Here is a 21,349-nt window from a genome sequence, read left to right on the forward strand (position 1 = left end):
GTTTAGCATTTTATTTATTGTGCGTCACCTGGATGTTGTCTTGTTAGCCAGTTCACTATCGTCTCAATGGCATCTGGAGCAAAATGTTGCTTTTCAATTGAAAATAACGCATCAAACGGAAGTTCTGGCTTGAGTAAACTGTGACTTGCATTAGGAATAGTAACTTGTACTAATCTTGCTTTGGATGATATAGAACTTGCATAGGCAGTGGCGAATGCTAATTGACTGTGTTCAATATCGACATGGGTATCGCTATCGCCGAAAATAGCAAGCATAGGCACTGTGAGCTGACTAAAGCCCTCATGGACATCGGCATCAATATTATTACGAATAAAGTTAAATCGTGCTTCATCGGCGATGGGATCAGACATAAAAGGGTGTTGGTGTAATGGCGATGAAAGGTAGTGGTCGTAGCCTGTTTTGATAAGGTGATACTCTTGTTGGCTCAATTCTTTGATCTTAGCGATGGCTTGCATATCATTAGCATCGATTTTTTCCTCTTCAAGTAAGCGTATCCACATGCTGTACTGGCTTTGTGCCAACCAGTTTGCGGCACCACCGACCAAGATCATCGAGTCAATATTCGGTTCGTCATATAAGTGAGCAAAAACCCAACTGGCTTGACTAAAACCCAATAGATGGATTGGGTTATATTCATAGCCATTACGCTTCAGGTAGCTAATTACGTCTTTTACTTCAGCTGCTCTTTGCGTCATTGATTGTGTCAGCCAGTGCCCTTGAGACTGTCCTATGCCAGGTTTATCCCACGAAAAAGCTGCGATGTTTTCGCTGAGCAATGATTGAATTATAGGTAAATAAAATCCGTTTGCGGTGCTATCCATCGCACCGTCACCATGTACGAGAATAACGATTGGATCAGAGTCTGTATGACCATCTGGTAGATAAAGTCGCCCTGTTAACTGATTGTCCTGGGAGTGAAAGACGTGTATTGAATATGGGTAAGCGCTTTTATTTGATTTGCCATTACATGCCGATAGCATGCAAAGCAGACAAAGTGTCAGCAATATTTCACACCATTTAAACTTCACCATTGCTAGTTTTTCCTTAATGAACTGAGGGAGTTAATACCAAGTTGCTTAATTAAGTGGTCTATTTTGAGGCGAGAAAATCTTGTCGATAACTAGGCAAAAATTTTGCTATTTAGTTGTTCTAAATGAGAAATTTTTAACACTGTTAGCGTCAGATTTACTCCTTCAAATTGAGCAAGTATTAAGTCAAATTGGTATAAACTATACGGATATGAGTTGTGAAAAACTGTCATTTGTCGTCAAATTGTGATGCCTTTTGGTAGACAAGCCAATGAACGGGGTGTGAATGCTTTTTAACCGAACCTGAAAACACTATTATGTATTTATGAGCCTGTTGTTCTGTGTCACTACTGCGTGAAATTTGTTTGCAACAGGCTAGTTATTGGCGCACAGACGCCTTCTTGAGCGTAGGGTAATTACTATCACCTTGAAGTGAAATCTAATCTTAAGATTACAGAGTATGGGGGTTATTCCCACATTGCTTCAAAGTAACTTTCGAGAATAATACACGCAGACATGCCATCGATCTTGCCTTTTGCGAGGTTTTTGTAACCACCTTGTTCAAACAGTCTAGCCCTTGCGTCCGCTGTGGTCAGGCGTTCATCTTGCGTTTCAACCGGTAGGCGGAAGTGATTATGGAGTCGATTAGCAAACTTTTTCGCACGAAAGGTTAAATCCTGAGTGGTGCCATCCATGTTGAGTGGCAAACCAACAACAAGCAAATCAGGTTGCCACTCATTTATATACGCGGCGATATCATCCCAATTTGGAATACCATCATTCGCTTTAACTGCGCCTAAACTCGAGGCTGTGGCTGTAAGTTCTTGGCCGATAGCAAGTCCGATACTTTTAGTGCCAAAGTCAAAGCCAATCACACTGCGCTTGCCTTTTTCGACCTTATCTTTTTTATTTTCCATGAATACTTCGTATGTTAGTTTTTGCGTAAAGCGGTTATGCGTGGCCGGCTTGTGAGCTTAACTGCGCGACGTCAATGCCGAGCATTTGTACGGCTTTTTCCCAACGCTTTTCAGGCGGTGTATTAAAAATGATCTCAGGGTTAGCCTCAACCACTAACCAAGTGTTTGCTTTCAATTCTTTTTCCAATTGGCCTTGAACCCACCCGGCATAACCAAGTGTGATGATAAAGCCCTCTGGCGATTGTGGGGAGGTGAGCGAGGCCAGTACGTCTTTTGAGGTGGTGATCATAATATCAGAGCTAAGTTCTTGGCTAGAAGCATAGCCCAACTTCGGCGTGTGTAGCACGAAACCTCTGTCGGTATGGACAGGCCCCCCAGCATAAATCTTTACTTTTGATGTTTGACTCGACTTGTCGTTATCAATATCGATTTGGTCGAGTAATTCTCCAACCGTGACGTCAATAGGGTGGTTAACAACCAGCCCCATAGCGCCGTCTTCGTTGTGCTCACACAGATAAGTGACTGTGTGATTGAAAAAAGGGTCATCCATGCTAGGCATTGCTATTAAAAAGTGATTAGCGAGTGATTTCATAATCAGACCCCCTCAATGATTAACTTTCAGTATGGTCGAGTTTTCGCTCGATCGCATCATAAAACTTATCCATAATTGAAATATCGTACGCGGCTTCAATTTCTTTAACACAGGTTGGGGCAGTCACATTAATTTCGGTGAGCTTGTCGCCGATGATATCAAGCCCAACGAAAATTAAACCTTTCTCTTTTAGCGTCGGGGCAACGGCTTCGGCAATTTTACGATCTGATTCGTTAATTGGTCTAGCTTCACCGCGACCGCCCGCGGCTAAATTACCTCTGGTCTCGCCCCCTTGAGGGATACGCGCAAGGCAATATGGCATCACTTCACCATCAACCACCAAAACTCTTTTATCGCCATCTTTAATTGCTGGAATATAATTTTGCGCCATTGCGTATCGTGAGCCGTGCTCGGTGAGCGTTTCGCAGATCACCCCAATGTTAGCGTCGTCTTGTCGAACCCTGAAAATCGAAGCGCCACCCATGCCATCCAAAGGTTTTAAGATAATGTCACCATGCTTGGCTAAAAATGCACGAATTTGAGATTGGTCACGGGTGACAAGGGTGTCTGGTGTGTGCTCGCTAAACCATGCTGTAAATAGCTTTTCATTGGCATCACGGAGGCTCTGGGGTTTGTTTACAACGAGCGCACCGGCAAGTTCTGCACGTTCTAAAATATAGGTGGCATAAATATATTCTGTATCGAAAGGAGGATCCTTACGCATTAATATTACATCAAGATCGCCCAAATCGATTTCTTGTTTTTCAGCAAGCTCATACCAGTGAGAAGTATTATCAAAGACCTGTGCTTTGGCGGCAGTTGCTTTGGCAACTCCTTGGTATAAAAACAGATCATTCATTTCCATATAATACAATTCATAACCGCGTTGCTGTGCCGCCAGCATCATTGCGAATCCCGTGTCTTTTTTAATGTTAAAGCCACTGATTGGATCAGAAATGATCCCTAACTTAATTGTCATAAATACTTCCATTGAACTTGCTGAATGTAACCATGATATGGGGGTTACTCTGTGTATTTAAAGAGCCAAATCACCAAATTGTAGTTGCAGTGCGCTTAGTACTGTTAAGGCCGCGGTTTCTGTTCTTAGCACGCGAGGGCCCAAACGTACATCAATAAAGCCTTGCTCTGCGGTGGCTACCAGTTCTTCATCAGTAAAGCCACCTTCTGGGCCGACTAAAAAACGTATCCCAGATTGAGTGTAAGGTAGCGTTTTAATAGAGTGCTCAGCACGTGGGTGAAGGGTAACTTTTAGCTCATCACTATGTTGTTTTAACCACTGTGACAGCTCTATTGGAGGGTGGATCACTGTGATGGTGTTGCGTCCCGACTGCTCTGCTGCTGCGATGGCGATTTTTTGCCATTGCTGATGCTTTTTAGCTAGGCGTTCTGCATTTAATTTTACACCGCAGCGGGTTGTGAATAAGGGGGTTATTTCACTGACACCAAGCTCAACTGACTTTTGAATAGTAAAGTCCATTTTATCACCTCGGGAAATGCCTTGACCAAGGTGTATGGCAAGCGGAGACTCTACATTATTGTCTTGAAATGTTTCAGGGACAGCAATAACTTTCTTTTTACTCACTTCGCTCAAATGACACAGATACTCTCCACCTTGACCATTGAATAAGCTTACTTTGTCCTTGGTCGTCATTCTTAAAACGCGGCCGATATGGCCAGCAGCATCATCATCTAAGGTTACAGGAATACCAATTTCGAGCGGTGAATCTTGATAAATATGTGGAATACGCATAATTGAAAATTGAGTGGCTGTTTTTGGCAATGGTAAGCGCTTGTGCTTCGTTAGTCTATATCAGCGCTTGTTTATATCTCAATTTGAGTCTGGCACTTAGAATATTTGCACGTAATGGCTATCATTGATCTACAACAGGGTTGTCCAGTACTTTTTCCTTTGAGCATAACAAGCCTGTGAGCTTAGCAAGAATTAAATCCGGAGCTGGTAAGCTTACAATGTTGGGGTGGCATGATAAGTGATTTAATGTGGTAGAAGCCCGAAGCATATTTAAGGTAAAGCCTTGTGGTGACTGCTCAATTAAAAATCGGTGCGGGTGAAGGGAGTCAAAAATAAATCGTTGTTCTTCGCTTGCAAGGTGGTAGTCAAGGGAGTATAGCAACACTGCACTAATATTATGGTGGCGATGCAGATACGTCGCGAGTTCAGAGACGCTGATTTCATTATCAAAGTCACAATAGCAGTAGTCTTTAATCTGTTCATTAAACATCATTTTGAGCATCTGTTTGGTGTTATCGCCAGCAATGATAATGTTGCTGGCAAGACCCTCATGTAAACTTTGTATATGCGCGACGAGTTCTAGGCTAAAGTCCCAGTTGGAATCAACTAGCAAAAATCCGTCACTTTGTGCATTCATACAAGGCCATGTTACGCCGAAAACAAGTTAATAAGTAAATAGCCCATAGAACAAAAAACCGCAAACTCTAAACAGGCGATCCCGACATTGTCTTGGTGATCGACTTCAAGGCCAATGTTGACCTTTGGCAAGGATAGATGCAAAAGGACATGACTGCCCAGATACAGAAATATCCACATCACACCGCAATGAATAACGACAGAGAATAAGTTTTCGACGACTTTAGCCCCATGGTAGGGGGCACTATGAAGACCTGCATAAATGGCTAAAGCTAGGCCAATGGTTTTCCCTGCATAGCGGATCCCAATCGAGGTGTTTCGCAAATTAAAGTTTTGCTGCAAGGACGCGCCCTGATTGAGTTTAGCAAAGCGACTTTCTCTTACTTTACTGTCTAACGTAAATAAAAGCTGTAGCAGTAAAAAGCCAAGTGCTACCACAAGCAAATCACTCCAGCCTTTCGGATGCACCCAGTGATACATGCCTAGCACCAAAATCGTATTGCCCAGCAACATACCCGAGTCAACCATCGCGGCGCAGATATTCTGTTTTAAAATCGCTTCTTCTTCATTGAATTGATATAAAATCCACTTGCGATGGATCCATTGCCCAAAATATATAAACGCGATAACTAAGCTGATGTGGAATCCGACTTGCAGTGGATATGCTTGCGCTCTCACCACACCTAGGTCATTGAATAAATAGGCGACACAAATACACAACATGGTTATTTGACTTGCATAACTGATCCCAAGAGCAAAGTTGTCACGTTGGGCTAGCTCTTCTTCAAGTAGGTTATTGGCAATGCGTTGGATCATTAAACGTAACAAAATAGTGAGTGCACAGACGATAACAAAGCAAATTAAAATCGCCAAAAAATTGATATTGTGTAAAGACAAATAACTCATACTCGGTGTAAGGTTGTGTTTTAGATAGAGTTACTATAACACTGCTCACAAAGAGAGCCAGCTAACCGTGGAGTTTTTATGTCGGAATTGTTTTCACAACAGGCATTAAATGCGCTTGCGCTTGAACGTTTTAAAATTGTTTTTGGCGATAAAACGGTGCAGCCCAAACTGGCTCGTTTGCTCGCTTTGAGTGACTTTGCATTTCGTATCTTGTCGCGATTTCCCGAATGGGGCGCATGGCTTCTTGATGATGCACAGATGAAAAGACGCGATTGCCCAGCGGTGTTTGACTTTTCTGCCCCACTGCCTGATGAGCAACAAGCCTTTGCACAATTACGTCATTACCGGTTGAAGTATTGGTTGAAGGTGATGTGGCTGGATTTGGTAGCAGATAACCCAATTGATGACAGTATTGGCTATATTTCAGCCCTGTCAGACACCTTGATAGCCAATGCCTACCAATGGGCGTACTCATCTTGTGAAGTACAGTCAGGTTCTCCAAAGGATGAAGCTGATAATCCACTTCCAATGACAGTATTGGGCATGGGCAAGTTAGGTGGTAAAGAGCTAAATTTCTCGTCTGACATTGATCTTATTTTTGCTTACCCTCGAAGTATTTCGACTACAGGAGGGAGGCGTAGCATCGAAGCACAGGTGTTTTACACTCGTGTGGCTCAAAAGTTAATTGCAGCACTAAACCAAGTGACTGTGGATGGCCAAGTGTTCAGAGTTGACATGCGGTTGAGACCTTTTGGCGATAGTGGCCCGCTGGTGATGAGTTATGCGGCAATGGAAGACTACTATCAAGATCAAGGTCGTGAGTGGGAGCGCTACGCCATGTTAAAAGCGCGTCCCATTGGTGAGCCATCAGCGTATTGGCAAGAGTTTTATGATTTGATAAGGCCTTTTGTTTATCGCCGTTATATTGACTTTTCAGTAATTGACTCTTTGCGCAAAATGAAACAGATGATAGCCCAAGAAGTTAGACGCAAAGGCTTAACAAATAACATTAAGCTTGGTGCTGGTGGTATCCGCGAAGTGGAGTTTATCGTACAAGCATTGCAGCTTATTCGAGGAGGGCGTGAAACACCATTACAAACGTCGTCGTTGTTAACTGCGCTTGAACAACTAGAAGCGCTAGATATAGTGCCTAAAGAGGTTAAAAACACGCTCTACAATCATTACCTGTCACTTCGAAAAGTTGAACAATACTTACAAGCATTCGATGACAAACAGACTCAAACTTTACCCGATGATACACTTGCTTGTTTGCGCCTTAGCTACTTATTGCAGTGTCAGGATTATACTCAGGTCGAACAAACACTTCAGCGAATAATGGAAGAGGTTCGAACTGAGTTCAATCAAGTTATTGGTGAGCCGCCTGAAGAGGCGGTAGAAGATGATGACAGCGCAGTTTATGCTTGGCAAAGTGCGGAAATTATGCAGCTTGGTGAGTGTAATGCGACACCTTGTTTTCCACAGTGGCAGGCTGATCTGGAAGCATTTAAATCCGGGCTAAGTAAAAAACAAGCCGGTACCCGAGGCAGAGATATTCTAGATAAGTTGATCCCTGCGCTATTACGTGAATTGAGCAAACAGAACATCGAACCTGCTTTGGCACGTGTATTCAGTGTTATTAATAAAATTGTTTCTCGAACCGCTTATCTAGAGCTGCTATATGAAAATCATGGTGCGTTAACACAGCTAATTAAACTTTGTTGTCACAGTGCCTGGATTGCAGAGCATATTGCCAAATACCCCATCTTACTCGATGAGCTAATAGACCCACAAAGTCTATATAAACCACTGCCATTAAGTGCTTATCACAGCGAGATCCAGCAACTCTTTTTACGTATTGACGAGCAAGATGTAGAAACACAAATGGAAGCGCTGCGCCAGTTTAAGCAAACTCATCAGCTTAAGATCGCAGCAGCAGATGCCACAGGAGTGCTCGACATAATGAAGGTGAGTGACCACCTTACAGCCTTAGCCGAAGCGATTATTGCAAAAGCGGTAGACATTGCTTGGGGGCATATGGTGGCTCGCTATGGTGCGCCACAAGGAGCTACGATTACAGAAAAAGGCTTTGCTGTCATAGCCTACGGTAAGGCCGGTGGCTATGAATTAGGTTATAACTCAGATTTAGATTTAGTCTTTGTACACAATCGAGATGGTGAAAGCTACACGCAAGGTGAAAAGTCGATTTCATCGAGACAATTTTACATGAAGTTGGCACAGCGTCTTATGCACTTGTTCAATACCAAGACGCTATCGGGTATGTTATATGAACTTGATACCCGTCTGCGCCCAGAAGGAAATTCAGGTTTACTGGCGATTAACCTTGAGAGCTTTTATCAGTATCAACTTGAGCAAGCTTGGACTTGGGAGCATCAGGCTTTAGTGAGGGCACGTATGGTACTCGGTGAAGAAACAATGCAAACACGTTTTACTGAAATTCGCCATGGGATCCTGACGCAAAAGCGCGATAGCACTAAATTAGTCGATGATGTGTGTAAAATGCGTGAAAAAATGCGCCAGCACCTAAATCAAGACAACGAGCAACGGTTTGACCTAAAGCAAGGCGTTGGCGGCATGACAGATATTGAGTTTATGAGTCAATACATAGTGCTCCAATATAGTCATACCTATCCTCAACTGTGTAAGTATACGGATAACATCCGTATTTTAGAGCAAGCAGGAGCTGTTGCTATGATAGAAAAACTTGAGATGGAAACACTGGTTTCAGCGTATTGCCTATTTAGAGATAGGTACCACTTTAACAGTTTGAATCAGCTCGGCAGGGCGGTTGAGCGCAGCGAATTTACACAATACGCTCAACAGGTTACACAAGTTTGGCAGCGCTTATTAGGCTAACCGGCCAACTTGCGACAATTTTCACGTACGTACAGCGGTGGGTTTTGAGTGATCACCGCAGCACGCTCCCGTGGACAGAAGAAAGTATATACTTGAAATTCGAAGTCATCGTTAATCGCCGTGCCTACCTGATATAACGCGGTGACAAAGTCAGTATCAAGGCGGAAGTTATACTTCACCACATAATCTCGTTCAAGGTACCAAAACAGCTCTACACCTTCTTCCTTTGCTTGTTTTGACAGCACATCTTTTAATGTATCTCCGGTGTCGAAGCGTCTTGGTTGTTTTTCGCCTGTCCACTTCGAGTTTGAAGGTTTTACTGCCAATGCTCTTTGGGCGAGTGCATCATCTAACGGGTAGGTTGGCTTGCCTAATGTAATCACGTACTTTTCGCGATCGGTATCGCGATCACTCATTCTATTTCTGAAGCTTTCGTAAAATTGTGATAACCCTTGGGCGGCAACATTTGTGGTTTCTTTAAAATTTAAATTCTTTGATGCGCCAAAAAGAAAATAGTAGGCAGCCCATATCAATAGCACACCCAAAGAAAGGTGCTTGGTCCAAAACCAAATTGCGGATACATTGCTTTTTCTTCTTTTTTTTGCCATAAAAAACTACTCCGAGCTGCTAGTATAGCGAAGGTGCTTTCTCATCTGGACGCGTTTTAAAGCGTCGATGTACCCACATGTATTGATCTGGTGCGCAATTGATTGCTTGCTCCATTCTCTCGTTAACACGGGTGACATCAGCAAGGTTATCACCGCTTGGAAACGCTTCCAAAACAGGTTGTATTTCTAGATGATACATCCCTTTGTTGTCCCTCGTACAGTGTAAGCTTAAAGTCTCAGCATTTTTACTAGCAGAAAATAACAAAGTACCAGTAGTAGTAGCTGCATCAGGTACTGCAAAGAACGGTGCAAACTCACAGCGCTTGCGGCCATAATCCTGATCCGGTAGGTAATAACACACACGCTTACTTGCCAAAGTTTTTAGGAGCCCTTTTACGTCTCGTTTGGTGACTAGGTATTCGTTAGAGCGCAGTCGACCACGAGTCATGAAAAACTCCATAAGCGGATTGTTATGGGGACGATAAAATCCAACCCCTTGTATTTTGGTACCCAGAACTCGACTAACCATTTCTAAATGCAGCATATGCGGCACCAGCATGAGCACGCCTTTACCTTGTTGCTGAACAGCCTCAATGTGCTCTACTCCTTTGATTGAGCCAACAACGCGGTTTACACGCCATGTAGGCCACCACCAAGCCATGCCGGTTTCAAGCGTTGCTATTGCTGTGTTCTCCATATTTTGTAGCAGCATGGCGTGATGCTCAGCTTCAGTAAGATGCGGAAAACATAGCTTTAAGTTCACATCAGCAATGTGGCGGCGTCGTTTCATATATTTGTGGATCAGGCGGCCAAGCCCTTTGCCAATGGCAAACTGCCAGCGTTGTGGTAACCAAGAAATGAGATAAAGAAAAAAGACACCCAGCCAAGTTAGCCAAAATTTAGGTGCTAGAAATGACCATTTAAAAGGTGAATGCGTAACCAAAGTAATATACCTAAGACTTAATTGAAGCAGCTAGTTTATCGATATTGCTGTAAAAATACAAAAAGCCAGCATAGCTGGCCTTTTCAGAGGTAATAATTTAAGTACTTAGCCTTCAATCAAACCTTGGTTAATTGCTTCAAGATCAGCACGAGACAATGTCCCTGAAGCTTGCTTTAAACGAAGCGAAGACAACACATAGCGATAGCGAATATCCGCTAAGTTACGTTTGGCGTTATACAGGTTTTGTGTGCTTACTAGCACGTCAACAATAGTACGAGTACCTACATCAAATCCTGCTTCTGTGGCTTGCAATGCGCTTTCTGCAGAGACTACCGCTTGCTCAAGTGCACGATAGGTTGCAACATCAGAAGCCACTTGGTTATATGAAGTGATGACCGAGCGTGTCATGTTGCGCATTGCCGCTTCCATATCTTCGCTACTAGCTACAAAATTAGCACGAGCTTGATCTGTCGCAGCCACCGTTCGACCGCCAGAGTAAATTGGCACGTCGAGCGTTAGTCCTACCGTGGTTTCATCACCACGAGGGGCATGTTGTCTGCCGGTTAAATCAGTTAAGGAGTCGCTGTATGTTGCGCTCAAATTTAGCGTTGGATAATGGCCTGCATTTGCAAGGTCAATCTGATCTTTTGCAATCTCAACCGCAGACTTAGCAACTTGTAAGTCTAGGTTTTTACCTTTTGCAATTTCAATAAAATCAGAAGTATCTTGCGTTGGCTTTACAGTTGAGAACGTTTCTGTATTAAGCTTATCCAACTTAGCATGGTACTTACCCGTAATGGTACGTAGTGTCTCTCGAGCAGTTTCCACTGCATTGCTCGCGATTATCTCATCGGCGACTGCACGGTCAAACTGAGCTCGCGCTTCATGAACGTCAGTAATTGCTGTCAAGCCCACCTCATAGCGCTGTTTTGTTTGCTCTAGTTGGCGTTCAATTGCGCGCTTTTCAGCTTGGACAAACTCTAGGCTATCTAACGCACTAAGCACATTAAAGTAACCTTCAGCGATACGAACAATCAGAGATTGCTTTTCACGCTCATACTGAGTCATAGCCTGCATTGCACGTTTTTCAGCGATGGATAAGCTCTGCCACGAAGCCATATCAAAAATGGTTTGATTTAGTGTAATCGAACGGCTAAAAGTATCGCTGTCTGATTCTACTAACGTATAATCTGTGGCATCGTTTTGACTATTAGGAGCACCTTCAGAATTGGTATCTGAGTAGCTCATTCTAAAACCAAGTTGAGGTAACAACACCCCTAGGGCCTGGTCTTGGGCATACTTCTGTGAATCCGCCTGTGCTTTTGCTTTTAATACCGTGGGATCGTTAGCCGTTGCAATGTCGTATACTTGCAGTAAGTCTTCCGCGTGGGACAGGCTGCTTGAAAGTGCGCACGACAACCCAACAACCAACGATAGTAGAGTTTTTTTCATTTTTCGCTCAGTCCTTAGACAATTTTTATACTGTCAGCATGTTACCCTGTTTTTACAGCCCAATTAAAGACTTAATGCGTAAAACATCGCCAACAAGTGTAACAGAATATATTAATACCTTCGGGGTATTGTAAAGTGGAAAAAGTTAAAGGTAAACGACTTCGTTTACTTTTTAGAGTATGAAGCTAATATAAGGGCGATTGGTTAGCTTTTAAACCGTTGCTGTCAAAAATAACAGGATTATTTTATGAAATCTTTGAGTCAGTTTAATAAAGCCGATGTCACTGTTTCTTCAATGGAAACAGTCTTTGATGGCTTCTTTACCATTCACAAATACCAATTTAGTCATGCTCTATTTGCCGGTGGAGTCTCACCAACCGTTACCCGAGAGATACTTGAGCGAGGGCATGCCGTTGCCGTATTACCCTATGATCCAGTGACAGATAGGGTGCTACTTGTTGAGCAAATTCGAATAGGTGCATTGGCCTCTAAAAACACACCATGGTTACTGGAGTGTATAGCGGGCATGGCTGAAGGAAGCCAAGATTATGAAGCCGTAGCGCGAAAAGAAGCAAAAGAAGAGGCAGGGCTTGACCTTAATGAAATGATTTATATGCGTTCTTACCTATCCAGCCCCGGTGGCACAACGGAGCGATTGTATTTATATCTGGCGCTTACCGACTTGACTGACGCTGGTGGAATTTTTGGCCTCGATACAGAACATGAGGATATTAAAGTACATGTTATTCCCTTTGAAGACGCCTTAGCTCGACTGGATAATGAGGAAATCGATAACGCTGCGACTGTTATTAGTCTACAATGGTTGGCACTAAATAAAGCGCGAATTGTGCAAGCAGGATAGGAGTTGTATTTTTGTCACAGATGCTCAGTTCAAAGCAGTATATTCAATCTCTGCCTCGCTACATTACTTTGTGTGAGCGTAATTATTTACGGATGCTTAAATTGCTGCCTGAGGAATCGCCCGGGGAGTGTCGTATTATTGATCTGGCCTCTGCTCGCTACAGCCTGACAGTAGAAGGCGTGAGTAAGTACACCACAGACATCTTAATTGAGCAAGTTGCGGTGGTGAGTGAACATTTACCACATTTCTCTTTGTCTGTGCGTTTATATCACGATGCGAAAGTTGCTGAAGTTATCCATCGTAATTATCATCGCCGGATCAAACCCTCTTATGGCTACCCAAACCCTGATATGCATCAGAAGGACGAAAAGTATCAAGTTAATGCTTTTTTGGCTGATTGGTTAATGGTGTGCTTAGAAAAAGGCCGAGTACAACTAAACTGGGATGTGAATAATGGCATGGTTTGAGTCTGCATTAACAATCAACAAGCAGCAAATTAGGATTGGACACTTCAGCGATAGTCATTTATTTGCTGACGATTCGGGTGAGTATTTTGGTGTGAATACTGCAGCCAATCTACAACAAACATTGGCTGCGATGGCACAAGAGCATTGCGATGTGGTCATATTTGGCGGCGACTTAACTCAAGACCATACGACCGAGTCGTATCAAGCTTTCGCCCGTTTGGTCACTAACAGTGAGCTGCATTGCCCAGTATTGTGGGTGCCAGGGAATCATGATGACATCGCCTTACTTGAGCAAATTAGTACTGGGAAGATTTTTCCCCACAAGAGGATCACAGCCCCGTTTGGTGAAATACTGTTGGTAAATTCAAAAGGCGAAACACCGGCAGGGTGGTGTGAAAGGGCGCATCTCGACGCGCTAAAACGTCATATAACACAACAAACGATTGTGTTTACACATCATCACCCTAAGTCCATTGATGGATATTTAGATAAACACATGCTTGAAAATGGACCTGAACTGCTCAACACGTTAGTGGATACCAAGCAGGTCATAGGGCTGTTTCACGGTCATGTACACCATGAGTATCAACAAACATTTCGTACATTACCTATTTATGCCACGCCTGCAACTTCAATTCAGTTTGTAAAGCATACTAAAGAGTGGCAGCAGTGTGATTTAGGGCCCGCATATCGTCTAATAACCTTTAATAACAACGGTATAAATACAGAGGTCAAATGGCTCGACAGGTAGTCTATATTCATGGCTTTAACAGCTCAGAGCTATCCTTTAAGGCAACGGAGTTTGGTGTGTATATGCGTGGAAAGCCAGAGCGTTATATAACCCCTAGGCTGCATTTCGATCCTCGAGTTGCACTCGCACAGTTGGATAGCATCATTGATTCTGATACTGTGTTATTAGGTAGTTCACTGGGTGGATACTATGCCACCTACTTTTCACAGCTAAAAGGCTGCAAAGCTGTGGTGATAAACCCTGCTGTTAGGCCTTTTTTATTACTTAACGACTACCTTGGGCCACAATACAACCCATATCAGGATTGTCATTATGAGTTACTGTACGAGCATGTTGAAGCGTTAAAAACAATATACACACCAAAGCTTAGTAATCCAGAAAACTTGCTATTATTGCAACAAACAGGTGATGAGGTGCTGCCTTTTGAAGAAGCGGTACGCTATTATAGTCATTGTCGTCAAATTATAGAGTTTGGTGGGGATCATAGCTTTGTCGAGTTTTCACGCTATTTTACTACCATCGCCAAATTTTTAACTATCACAAATTGAAATCTGTGCACAAATATCTGCGTAAATCGTCATGTTGTGCATATACTAGCGGATAAAAAGATAACCAGAACTAGCCTATGAGTCAGCAAAACTATAATGCCGAAGCTATTGAGGTACTCAATGGCTTAGAGCCAGTTAAACGTCGCCCCGGCATGTATACCGATACCACAAGACCAAATCATTTAGGTCAAGAGGTTATTGATAACAGTGTCGATGAAGCCTTAGCTGGGCATGCCACTAAAATAGATGTGATCCTACATGAAGATAACTCGTTCGAGGTCATTGATGATGGCCGAGGAATGCCCGTTGATATTCACCCTGAAGAGGGAGTACCTGGGGTTGAGTTGATATTAACCAAGTTACATGCCGGTGGTAAGTTTTCCAATAAAAACTATCAATTTTCAGGCGGTCTTCATGGCGTTGGTATCTCGGTGGTGAATGCGTTATCGACTCGGGTTGAAATTACCGTTAAGCGCGATGCTCAAGTCTATGAAATGGCATTTGAAAATGGCGATAAGGTAGAAGACTTGAGGGTTACAGGCAGCGTCGGTAAACGCAATACTGGAACCTCAGTGCACTTTTGGCCTGACCCCAGCTATTTTGATTCTGCCAACTTTTCACTTACCAAACTGAACCATTTACTCAAAGCCAAGGCCGTATTATGCCCAGGGCTGCGCATTCGTTTTGTGAATAAACAAACGAAAGAGACACAAGAGTGGCATTACGAAGCTGGGTTAGAAGATTATCTAAAAGACAGTGCCGAAGGGTACGAAGTGTTACCAAAGTCTCCTTTTACTGGGAGCTTTAGCGGTTCTACTGAAGGCGTCGATTGGGCGCTTCATTGGCTACCGGAAGGTGGCGAGTCTATAGCTGAGAGCTACGTAAACTTAATCCCTACCGCGCAAGGTGGAACGCATGTAAATGGCTTGCGCCAAGGCTTGCTTGAAGCCATGCGTGAGTTTTGCGAATTTAGAAACTTGATCCCGCGTGGTGTTAAACTGACACCTGATGATGTGTGGGATCGCTGTAGTTATGTTTTATCGGTAAAAATGCAAGATCCGCAGTTTGCCGGTCAAACGAAAGAAAAGCTGTCTTCGCGCTCCTGTGCCACTTTTGTGTCAGGTATCGTCAAAGATGCTTTCAGCCTCTGGCTAAATGAGCATACAGAAACCGCGGAGCTACTGGCTGAGCTGTGTATAAGTAATGCTCAAAAGCGTTTGCGTGCAGCAAAGAAAGTCGTTCGTAAAAAAGTCACTTCAGGTCCAGCCTTACCCGGTAAATTAACCGACTGCTCAGGCAGTGAAACAGAGCGCTCTGAAATCTTCTTAGTGGAAGGGGACTCAGCAGGTGGCTCGGCAAAACAAGCGAGAGACCGTGAATTTCAAGCAATCATGCCACTACGCGGTAAAATCTTGAATACTTGGGAAGTCGAGTCGGGTCAGATCTTAGCGTCACAAGAAGTGCATGATATTTCTGTGGCATTAGGCATCGACCCAGATTCTGAGGATTTATCTGGTCTTCGCTACGGCAAAGTATGTATTCTTGCGGATGCTGACTCTGATGGACTTCACATCGCCACTTTATTATGTGCTTTATTTGTAAAACATTTCCCCGAGCTTGTTCGCAAGGGCCATGTATTTGTTGCCATGCCGCCACTGTTTCGTATTGATGTTGGTAAAGAAGTTTATTACGCCCTAGATGAAGACGAGAAAAAGGGCATTTTAGACCGCATCGAGGCCGAAAAGAAACGCGGTAAAGTTAACGTGCAGCGCTTCAAGGGGTTAGGTGAAATGAACCCAATGCAACTACGCGAAACTACCATGGATCCGAATACTAGACGTTTGGTGCAGCTGACATTAGATGAGCCAGAGCAGACGCTCGAAATGATGGACATGCTGTTAGCAAAAAAACGCTCTAGCGACCGCAAGGTATGGCTTGAGCAGCACGGAGATAAGGCAGAGGTTTAAGATGAAAAAACAATATAAACTGACCACAATAACGAGTGCATTTGCCGCAGTTTTGCTCAGTTCACAAGCACTTGCAAGTGACATTCTATCACGCCTAGTGGTGCCAGACGGTTATAAAGTCAGCTATTTTGCCAAAGATGTTGAAAATGCAAGGCAAATGGCTGTAGGTAAAGACGGCACCGTTTATGTCGGGTCGCGCAAAGCTGGTAAAGTTCATGCGCTTATCGACAATAATCGTGATGGTATTGCTGACAAAAAAATCCTAGTGGCAGAGGGGCTTAATATGCCCTCTGGTATCGCATTAAAAGACGGTGATTTATACGTTGCCGAAGTGGAGCGTATTATACGTTTCAAGCAAATTGCAAAAAATCTCAAAGCCCCAGTAAAGGACGTGGTATTTGATGATTTACCTGATAAACGCCATCATGGCTGGAAGTATCTCACGGTATCGCCAGAGGGGGAGTTAATTATCCCTGTTGGTGTACCTTGTAATATTTGTGCTGAAGACCCTAAATTTGGTCGTATCTTCTCATTAAACCTAGAGACGAAAGCGTTTTCGACGGTTGCTAAAGGCGTGCGTAATACGGTGGGGTTTGACTACCACCCCGTGACTGGAAAGTTGTGGTTCAGCGACAACGGCCGAGACATGATGGGAGATGATATTCCACCTTGTGAAATCAACCGCGTGGATGAAATTGGTCAGCACTTTGGCTTTCCTTATGTACACGGCGGTAGCGTGCTTGATCCTGAATTTGGCAAAGGTAAGTCCGTGACTGACTACACGATGCCTGCACTGGCGTTGCAAGCGCATGTTGCACCGCTGGGCATTCATTTCTATCGTGGTGAGCAATTTCCAAAAGCAATGAAAAACCAGTTGTTTGTTGCTGAACACGGCTCATGGAATCGCAGCAAAAAAGTAGGTTATCGGGTGATGCTTGCCACAATAGAAAATGACCAAATTACCGGTTATCAACCTTTCCTTAGTGGTTTTATGGAAAACGAAACAACCTATGGCCGACCTGCTGCCGTAGCTGAACTTAGCGATGGTAGCCTACTCGTTTCCGATGATTACGCCAATGCAATTTACCGCATCAGCTACAACAACAAGTAAGGTGTAACATGACAGATCCTCAAGCTTTGTCATTACAAGGCATTGAACAACTTGCAATGGGACGTTTTACAGAAGACGCCTATTTGAATTACTCCATGTATGTGATCATGGATAGGGCGTTACCGCATATTGGTGATGGCCTAAAACCTGTACAGCGTCGTATTGTGTATGCGATGAGTGAGTTGGGTTTATCTGCCCAAGCTAAATATAAAAAGTCAGCTCGTACTGTTGGTGACGTACTCGGTAAGTATCACCCACACGGTGATAGTGCTTGTTATGAGGCAATGGTACTTATGGCACAGCCTTTCTCATACCGCTATCCGCTCGTGGATGGTCAAGGTAACTGGGGAGCTGCGGACGATCCTAAGTCTTTTGCCGCAATGCGTTATACCGAAGCGCGCTTGTCTAAGTTCTCTGAAGTGTTACTAAAAGAATTAGGACAAGGGACAGTAGATTGGACGGCTAACTTTGATGGCACCTTGGATGAGCCAAAAGTATTACCTGCTCGGTTACCTCACATTTTACTAAATGGTGTTACAGGTATTGCGGTTGGTATGGCAACCGATATTCCACCACACAATGTGCGTGAAGTAGCACAGGCCTGTTGCTTATTATTGGATAAGCCAAAAACTGAGCTAGAAGAAATTCTAGAAATAGTGAAAGCGCCTGATTATCCAACCGACGCTGAAATTATTACCCCGCAAGAAGAGATCAAGAAGCTATACACTACGGGGCGTGGCTCAATCAAAATGCGCGCTGTGTACACTGAAGAGCAAGGCGAAGTGGTGATCACAGCTTTACCACACCAGTGCTCAGGTGCCAAGGTATTAGAGCAAATCGCTGCCCAGATGACGGCCAAAAAGCTGCCGATGGTAGCTGACTTGCGTGACGAGTCAGATCATGAAAATCCGACGCGTATTGTTATCGTGCCGCGTTCTAATCGGGTTAAGGTTGAGCCATTAATGGCGCATTTATTTGCCACCACAGATCTTGAAAAGAACTACCGTGTAAATCTGAATATGATTGGTTTGGATGGTCGTCCACAGGTCAAAGATTTACGTCAGATCTTATCTGAGTGGTTAATATTCCGCCGTGAAACGGTGCGCAGACGCTTACAGTATCGCCTAGACAAAGTACTGGCTCGTTTGCATATTCTTGAAGGCTTGATGATTGCGTTTTTGAATATCGATGAGGTCATCGAAATCATTCGTAATGAAGACAAGCCGAAAGAAGAGTTGATTTCACGTTTTGGCCTCTCAGATAAACAAGCGGAAGCGATATTAGACCTAAAACTCCGCCACCTTGCAAAGCTGGAAGAAATGAAGATCCGTGGCGAGCAAGATGAGCTAGAAAAAGAGCGTGATGGGCTGGAAAAAACCTTAGGTTCTGAGCGCCGCATGTCAACCCTGATGAAAAAGGAGATCCAAGAAGCCGCTGAGCTCTATGGTGATGACAGACGCTCTCCAGTCGTTGAGCGAGGCGAAGCCAAAGCGCTGAGTGAAAAAGATTTAATCCCATCAGAAGCGGTCACTGTGGTACTGTCTGAAAAAGGTTGGGCACGGGTTGCTAAAGGCCATGATATTGATGCTGAAGGCCTAAACTACCGCTCAGGAGATAGTTATAAGGCCTCCGCTAAAGGTAAAAGCAACCAGCCTGCGGTATTTTTAGATACCTCTGGCCGCGCTTTTGCGACGGATGCACATAGCTTGCCATCGGCTAGAAGCCAAGGTGAACCGATGACGGGCCGCTTTAATCCTGCGCCCGGGTGCAACTTTGAGCATGTCGTTATGGGTGAGGAGAAGTCTACATATTTAATGGCTACAGATGGTGGCTACGGCTTTATCAGCGACTTTGCTGATATGGTCAGTAAAAATAAAAATGGTAAAGCATTTGTAAGCGTACCGAAAGGCGCACACTTGATTGCACCTATAGAGGTATTTGATGTTGCCACAGATAGGTGTATGGCTATCTCAAGTGAAGGTCGTATGCTGCTATTCCCACTGCGTGACTTACCCAAGCTTGGTAAAGGTAAAGGAAATAAGATCATCTCTATTCCAAGTGCCAAAGTGCAAAGCCGAGAAGAGTTCGTCAAGGTGCTTGCAGTGGTACCAGAGGGGGTTTCCGTTACCCTACATGCAGGTAAACGAAAGTTGACCCTTAAACCGAGCGACTTAGAACATTACTATGGTGAGCGCGGACGACGAGGCAACAAGCTACCGCGAGGCTTACAGCGTGTTGACAGTTACGATTTAGAGAAAAGTAGTGCTGATTTAACTGAAGAAAGCGCAAACCCAGACAGCGAACAATAGTAAAAGTACTGCCTTTCCTGAGCGTAAACTCAGCTGTCTAAGTCGAAGCAAAGAAAAAGCCGCTACATGAGCGGCTTTTTTATGCAATATTGCACTACGCAATCGATGGATATTCTCGATATGCTTTTTCAAGCTTTTTAGCTTGCTTTTTAGAAACACCAACATACTCAAGCGCTACTCTTAAGCGCGCACGAGAAAGGTCAGAGCCTAACACTTCCATTGCATCAACTACTGAGGTTGATGATGTTTTGCCTGTAATAGCAACAAAAATAGGCTCTAAGAACTCTTTTATCTTAAGCTCATGATGTGTAGCCACTGATTTTGCAATAGCGAAAATCTCAGACTTATTCCAAGTACGCAGCTTTTCCAGTTCCCAAATAAAGAATTGAAGTGCCTGACGAACGACTTCCTCGTCCGCTTTACCCGCTGTTAATAACGCTGGGTCGTACTCAGGTATACCGCCAACAAAGTGACCAGCTAGGCCAACTAAGTCAGATAAGGTGTTAATACGCGCTTTGGCTTCAGGTAGTACTCGGGCTAACATATCGCCATTGAACTTCCAATCAACAAAACGCTGGATCAGCTCGGCATCAGTTAAATTTTCACGGATCCAAAGTCCATTTAACCAGTTTAGCTTATCAATATCAAAAATAGGCCCACCAAGTGACACACGCTTCATGTCAAAGTGCTCAATCATCTCAGCTAGGGTAAACTTTTCACGCTCATCAGGCATTGACCAACCCATACGGCCTAAATAGTTAAGCAGTGCTTCTGGCAAGAAACCCATTTCTTTATAGTAGTTAATTGAAGTTGGGTTTTTACGCTTTGATAATTTTGACTTATCAGGGTTACGCAGTAGCGGTAGGTGACCAAGTACTGGTGCTTGCCAGCCGAAATCTTCGTATAGCTTTAATAGCTTAGGTGCTGAATTAATCCATTCCTCTCCACGGAAGATATGGCTTATTTCCATGTGGTGGTCATCGACTACGTTAGCAAGGAAGTAAGTTGGGAAGCCATCAGCTTTCAACAATACTTGCATGTCTACGTTTTCCCAAGGGATCTCTATTTCGCCGCGTAGGTAATCGTTAAACTTGAAGGTACCTTCTTCTGGGATCTTCATACGAATAACGTACGGTTTGCCCGCTTCTAGATTTGCCTTTACTTCTTCTTCAGATAGGCGTAAACCACGGCCGTCATATTTAGGGCGTAACCCCTCTGCCATCTGCGCTTCACGCATCTCATCTAATTCTTCAGCCGTTGCAAAACAATAGAATGCTTTGCCTTCATCAACGAGTTGATGGGCAAACTTTTTATACAGTTCAGAACGTTCTGATTGACGATATGGGCCAAACTCGCCACCGACATCCGGACCATGATCCCAGTCAAGTCCTAACCAGCGCAGGCTGTCCATGATAGCTTGCTCAGACTCAACAGTACTGCGCACCTGATCGGTATCTTCAATACGTAGTACAAATTCGCCGCCTTGTTGCTTGGCAAAACAATAGTTGAATAAGGCAATATAAGCCGTTCCTAAATGCGGATCACCCGTAGGAGAGGGTGCGACACGAGTACGGATAGTCATCAAA

At 43.9% G+C, this 21,349-nt stretch carries 19 protein-coding genes; 8 read left to right on the forward strand and 11 right to left on the reverse strand.

Features of this window, described 5'->3' with window-relative positions; genetic code table 11:
• Window positions 1–14: 14 nt before the first annotated feature.
• The 7 genes from J8Z24_RS03655 to J8Z24_RS03685 form a co-directional block, all read right to left on the reverse strand.
• Entirely contained in the window at window positions 15–1,052 is a 1,038-nt protein-coding gene (locus tag J8Z24_RS03655) for an alpha/beta hydrolase family protein (RefSeq protein WP_176033495.1), read from the reverse strand.
• Window positions 1,053–1,516: 464 nt separating this feature from the next.
• A complete protein-coding gene (gene ruvX, locus J8Z24_RS03660) occupies window positions 1,517–1,966 on the reverse strand; it encodes a Holliday junction resolvase RuvX (RefSeq protein ID WP_252095278.1) in 450 nt (149 codons plus the stop codon).
• A 34-nt stretch (window positions 1,967–2,000) separates the two neighbouring features.
• Window positions 2,001–2,558: a YqgE/AlgH family protein gene (locus J8Z24_RS03665; protein WP_176033494.1), complete on the reverse strand. Its 558-nt coding sequence runs from the start codon at window positions 2,556–2,558 to the stop codon at window positions 2,001–2,003.
• Between the two features lie 19 nt (window positions 2,559–2,577).
• Complete coding sequence (gshB, locus tag J8Z24_RS03670; RefSeq protein WP_147388788.1) at window positions 2,578–3,537, reverse strand: glutathione synthase; 960 nt, start codon at window positions 3,535–3,537, stop codon at window positions 2,578–2,580.
• Window positions 3,538–3,594: 57 nt separating this feature from the next.
• Window positions 3,595–4,329: a 16S rRNA (uracil(1498)-N(3))-methyltransferase gene (rsmE, locus tag J8Z24_RS03675; RefSeq protein ID WP_147388822.1), complete on the reverse strand. Its 735-nt coding sequence runs from the start codon at window positions 4,327–4,329 to the stop codon at window positions 3,595–3,597.
• A 121-nt stretch (window positions 4,330–4,450) separates the two neighbouring features.
• A complete protein-coding gene (locus J8Z24_RS03680) occupies window positions 4,451–4,966 on the reverse strand; it encodes a hypothetical protein (protein ID WP_128730916.1) in 516 nt (171 codons plus the stop codon).
• 11 nt (window positions 4,967–4,977) lie between these two features.
• Window positions 4,978–5,871: a DUF350 domain-containing protein gene (locus J8Z24_RS03685; protein WP_252095279.1), complete on the reverse strand. Its 894-nt coding sequence runs from the start codon at window positions 5,869–5,871 to the stop codon at window positions 4,978–4,980.
• 78 nt (window positions 5,872–5,949) lie between these two features.
• On the opposite strand from J8Z24_RS03685, the gene glnE reads away from it, so the two are divergent.
• Window positions 5,950–8,745: a bifunctional [glutamate--ammonia ligase]-adenylyl-L-tyrosine phosphorylase/[glutamate--ammonia-ligase] adenylyltransferase gene (gene glnE, locus J8Z24_RS03690; protein WP_176033492.1), complete on the forward strand. Its 2,796-nt coding sequence runs from the start codon at window positions 5,950–5,952 to the stop codon at window positions 8,743–8,745.
• Here glnE and J8Z24_RS03695 read toward each other — a convergent pair.
• The 3 genes from J8Z24_RS03695 to tolC form a co-directional block, all read right to left on the reverse strand.
• Window positions 8,742–9,353, reverse strand: coding sequence for a TcpQ domain-containing protein (locus tag J8Z24_RS03695; RefSeq protein ID WP_125250534.1), 612 nt, complete (start codon window positions 9,351–9,353; stop codon window positions 8,742–8,744). The genes glnE and J8Z24_RS03695 overlap by 4 nt on opposite strands.
• A gap of 19 nt (window positions 9,354–9,372) precedes the next feature.
• Window positions 9,373–10,296, reverse strand: a complete 924-nt coding sequence (gene lpxL, locus J8Z24_RS03700; RefSeq protein WP_252095280.1) for an LpxL/LpxP family Kdo(2)-lipid IV(A) lauroyl/palmitoleoyl acyltransferase — start codon at window positions 10,294–10,296, stop codon at window positions 9,373–9,375.
• Between the two features lie 105 nt (window positions 10,297–10,401).
• Window positions 10,402–11,748, reverse strand: coding sequence for an outer membrane channel protein TolC (tolC, locus tag J8Z24_RS03705; RefSeq protein WP_147388792.1), 1,347 nt, complete (start codon window positions 11,746–11,748; stop codon window positions 10,402–10,404).
• Between the two features lie 247 nt (window positions 11,749–11,995).
• Between tolC and J8Z24_RS03710 the strand changes: the two genes are divergently transcribed.
• From J8Z24_RS03710 to parC, 7 genes are all read left to right on the forward strand, one after another.
• Window positions 11,996–12,610, forward strand: a complete 615-nt coding sequence (locus tag J8Z24_RS03710; RefSeq protein WP_252095281.1) for an NUDIX domain-containing protein — start codon at window positions 11,996–11,998, stop codon at window positions 12,608–12,610.
• Between the two features lie 11 nt (window positions 12,611–12,621).
• The gene (locus J8Z24_RS03715) at window positions 12,622–13,077 is read left to right on the forward strand and encodes a DUF1249 domain-containing protein (RefSeq protein WP_252095282.1); all 456 of its coding nucleotides are present in this window, start codon (window positions 12,622–12,624) and stop codon (window positions 13,075–13,077) included.
• On the forward strand, window positions 13,064–13,828 hold the full coding sequence (locus J8Z24_RS03720) for a metallophosphoesterase family protein (RefSeq protein WP_252095283.1): 765 nt from the start codon (window positions 13,064–13,066) through the stop codon (window positions 13,826–13,828). Before J8Z24_RS03715 ends, J8Z24_RS03720 begins: the two co-directional genes overlap by 14 nt.
• The gene (locus J8Z24_RS03725; RefSeq protein ID WP_125250528.1) at window positions 13,813–14,376 is read left to right on the forward strand and encodes a YqiA/YcfP family alpha/beta fold hydrolase; all 564 of its coding nucleotides are present in this window, start codon (window positions 13,813–13,815) and stop codon (window positions 14,374–14,376) included. The genes J8Z24_RS03720 and J8Z24_RS03725 overlap by 16 nt, the downstream gene beginning before the upstream one ends.
• Before the next feature lie 77 nt (window positions 14,377–14,453).
• Complete coding sequence (gene parE, locus J8Z24_RS03730) at window positions 14,454–16,343, forward strand: DNA topoisomerase IV subunit B (protein WP_125250527.1); 1,890 nt, start codon at window positions 14,454–14,456, stop codon at window positions 16,341–16,343.
• A 1-nt stretch (window position 16,344) separates the two neighbouring features.
• Entirely contained in the window at window positions 16,345–17,454 is a 1,110-nt protein-coding gene (locus J8Z24_RS03735; protein WP_147388796.1) for a PQQ-dependent sugar dehydrogenase, read from the forward strand.
• An 8-nt stretch (window positions 17,455–17,462) separates the two neighbouring features.
• A complete protein-coding gene (gene parC / locus J8Z24_RS03740; protein WP_125250525.1) occupies window positions 17,463–19,763 on the forward strand; it encodes a DNA topoisomerase IV subunit A in 2,301 nt (766 codons plus the stop codon).
• 94 nt (window positions 19,764–19,857) lie between these two features.
• Here the strand turns inward: parC and gltX are convergent, their stop codons facing one another.
• The gene (gltX, locus tag J8Z24_RS03745) at window positions 19,858–21,345 is read right to left on the reverse strand and encodes a glutamate--tRNA ligase (protein WP_252095284.1); all 1,488 of its coding nucleotides are present in this window, start codon (window positions 21,343–21,345) and stop codon (window positions 19,858–19,860) included.
• Between the last annotated feature and the right edge of the window lie 4 nt (window positions 21,346–21,349).

It is taken from the genome of Pseudoalteromonas sp. SCSIO 43201, assembly GCF_023716725.1.
GTDB classification, from domain to species: domain Bacteria; phylum Pseudomonadota; class Gammaproteobacteria; order Enterobacterales; family Alteromonadaceae; genus Pseudoalteromonas; species Pseudoalteromonas peptidolytica.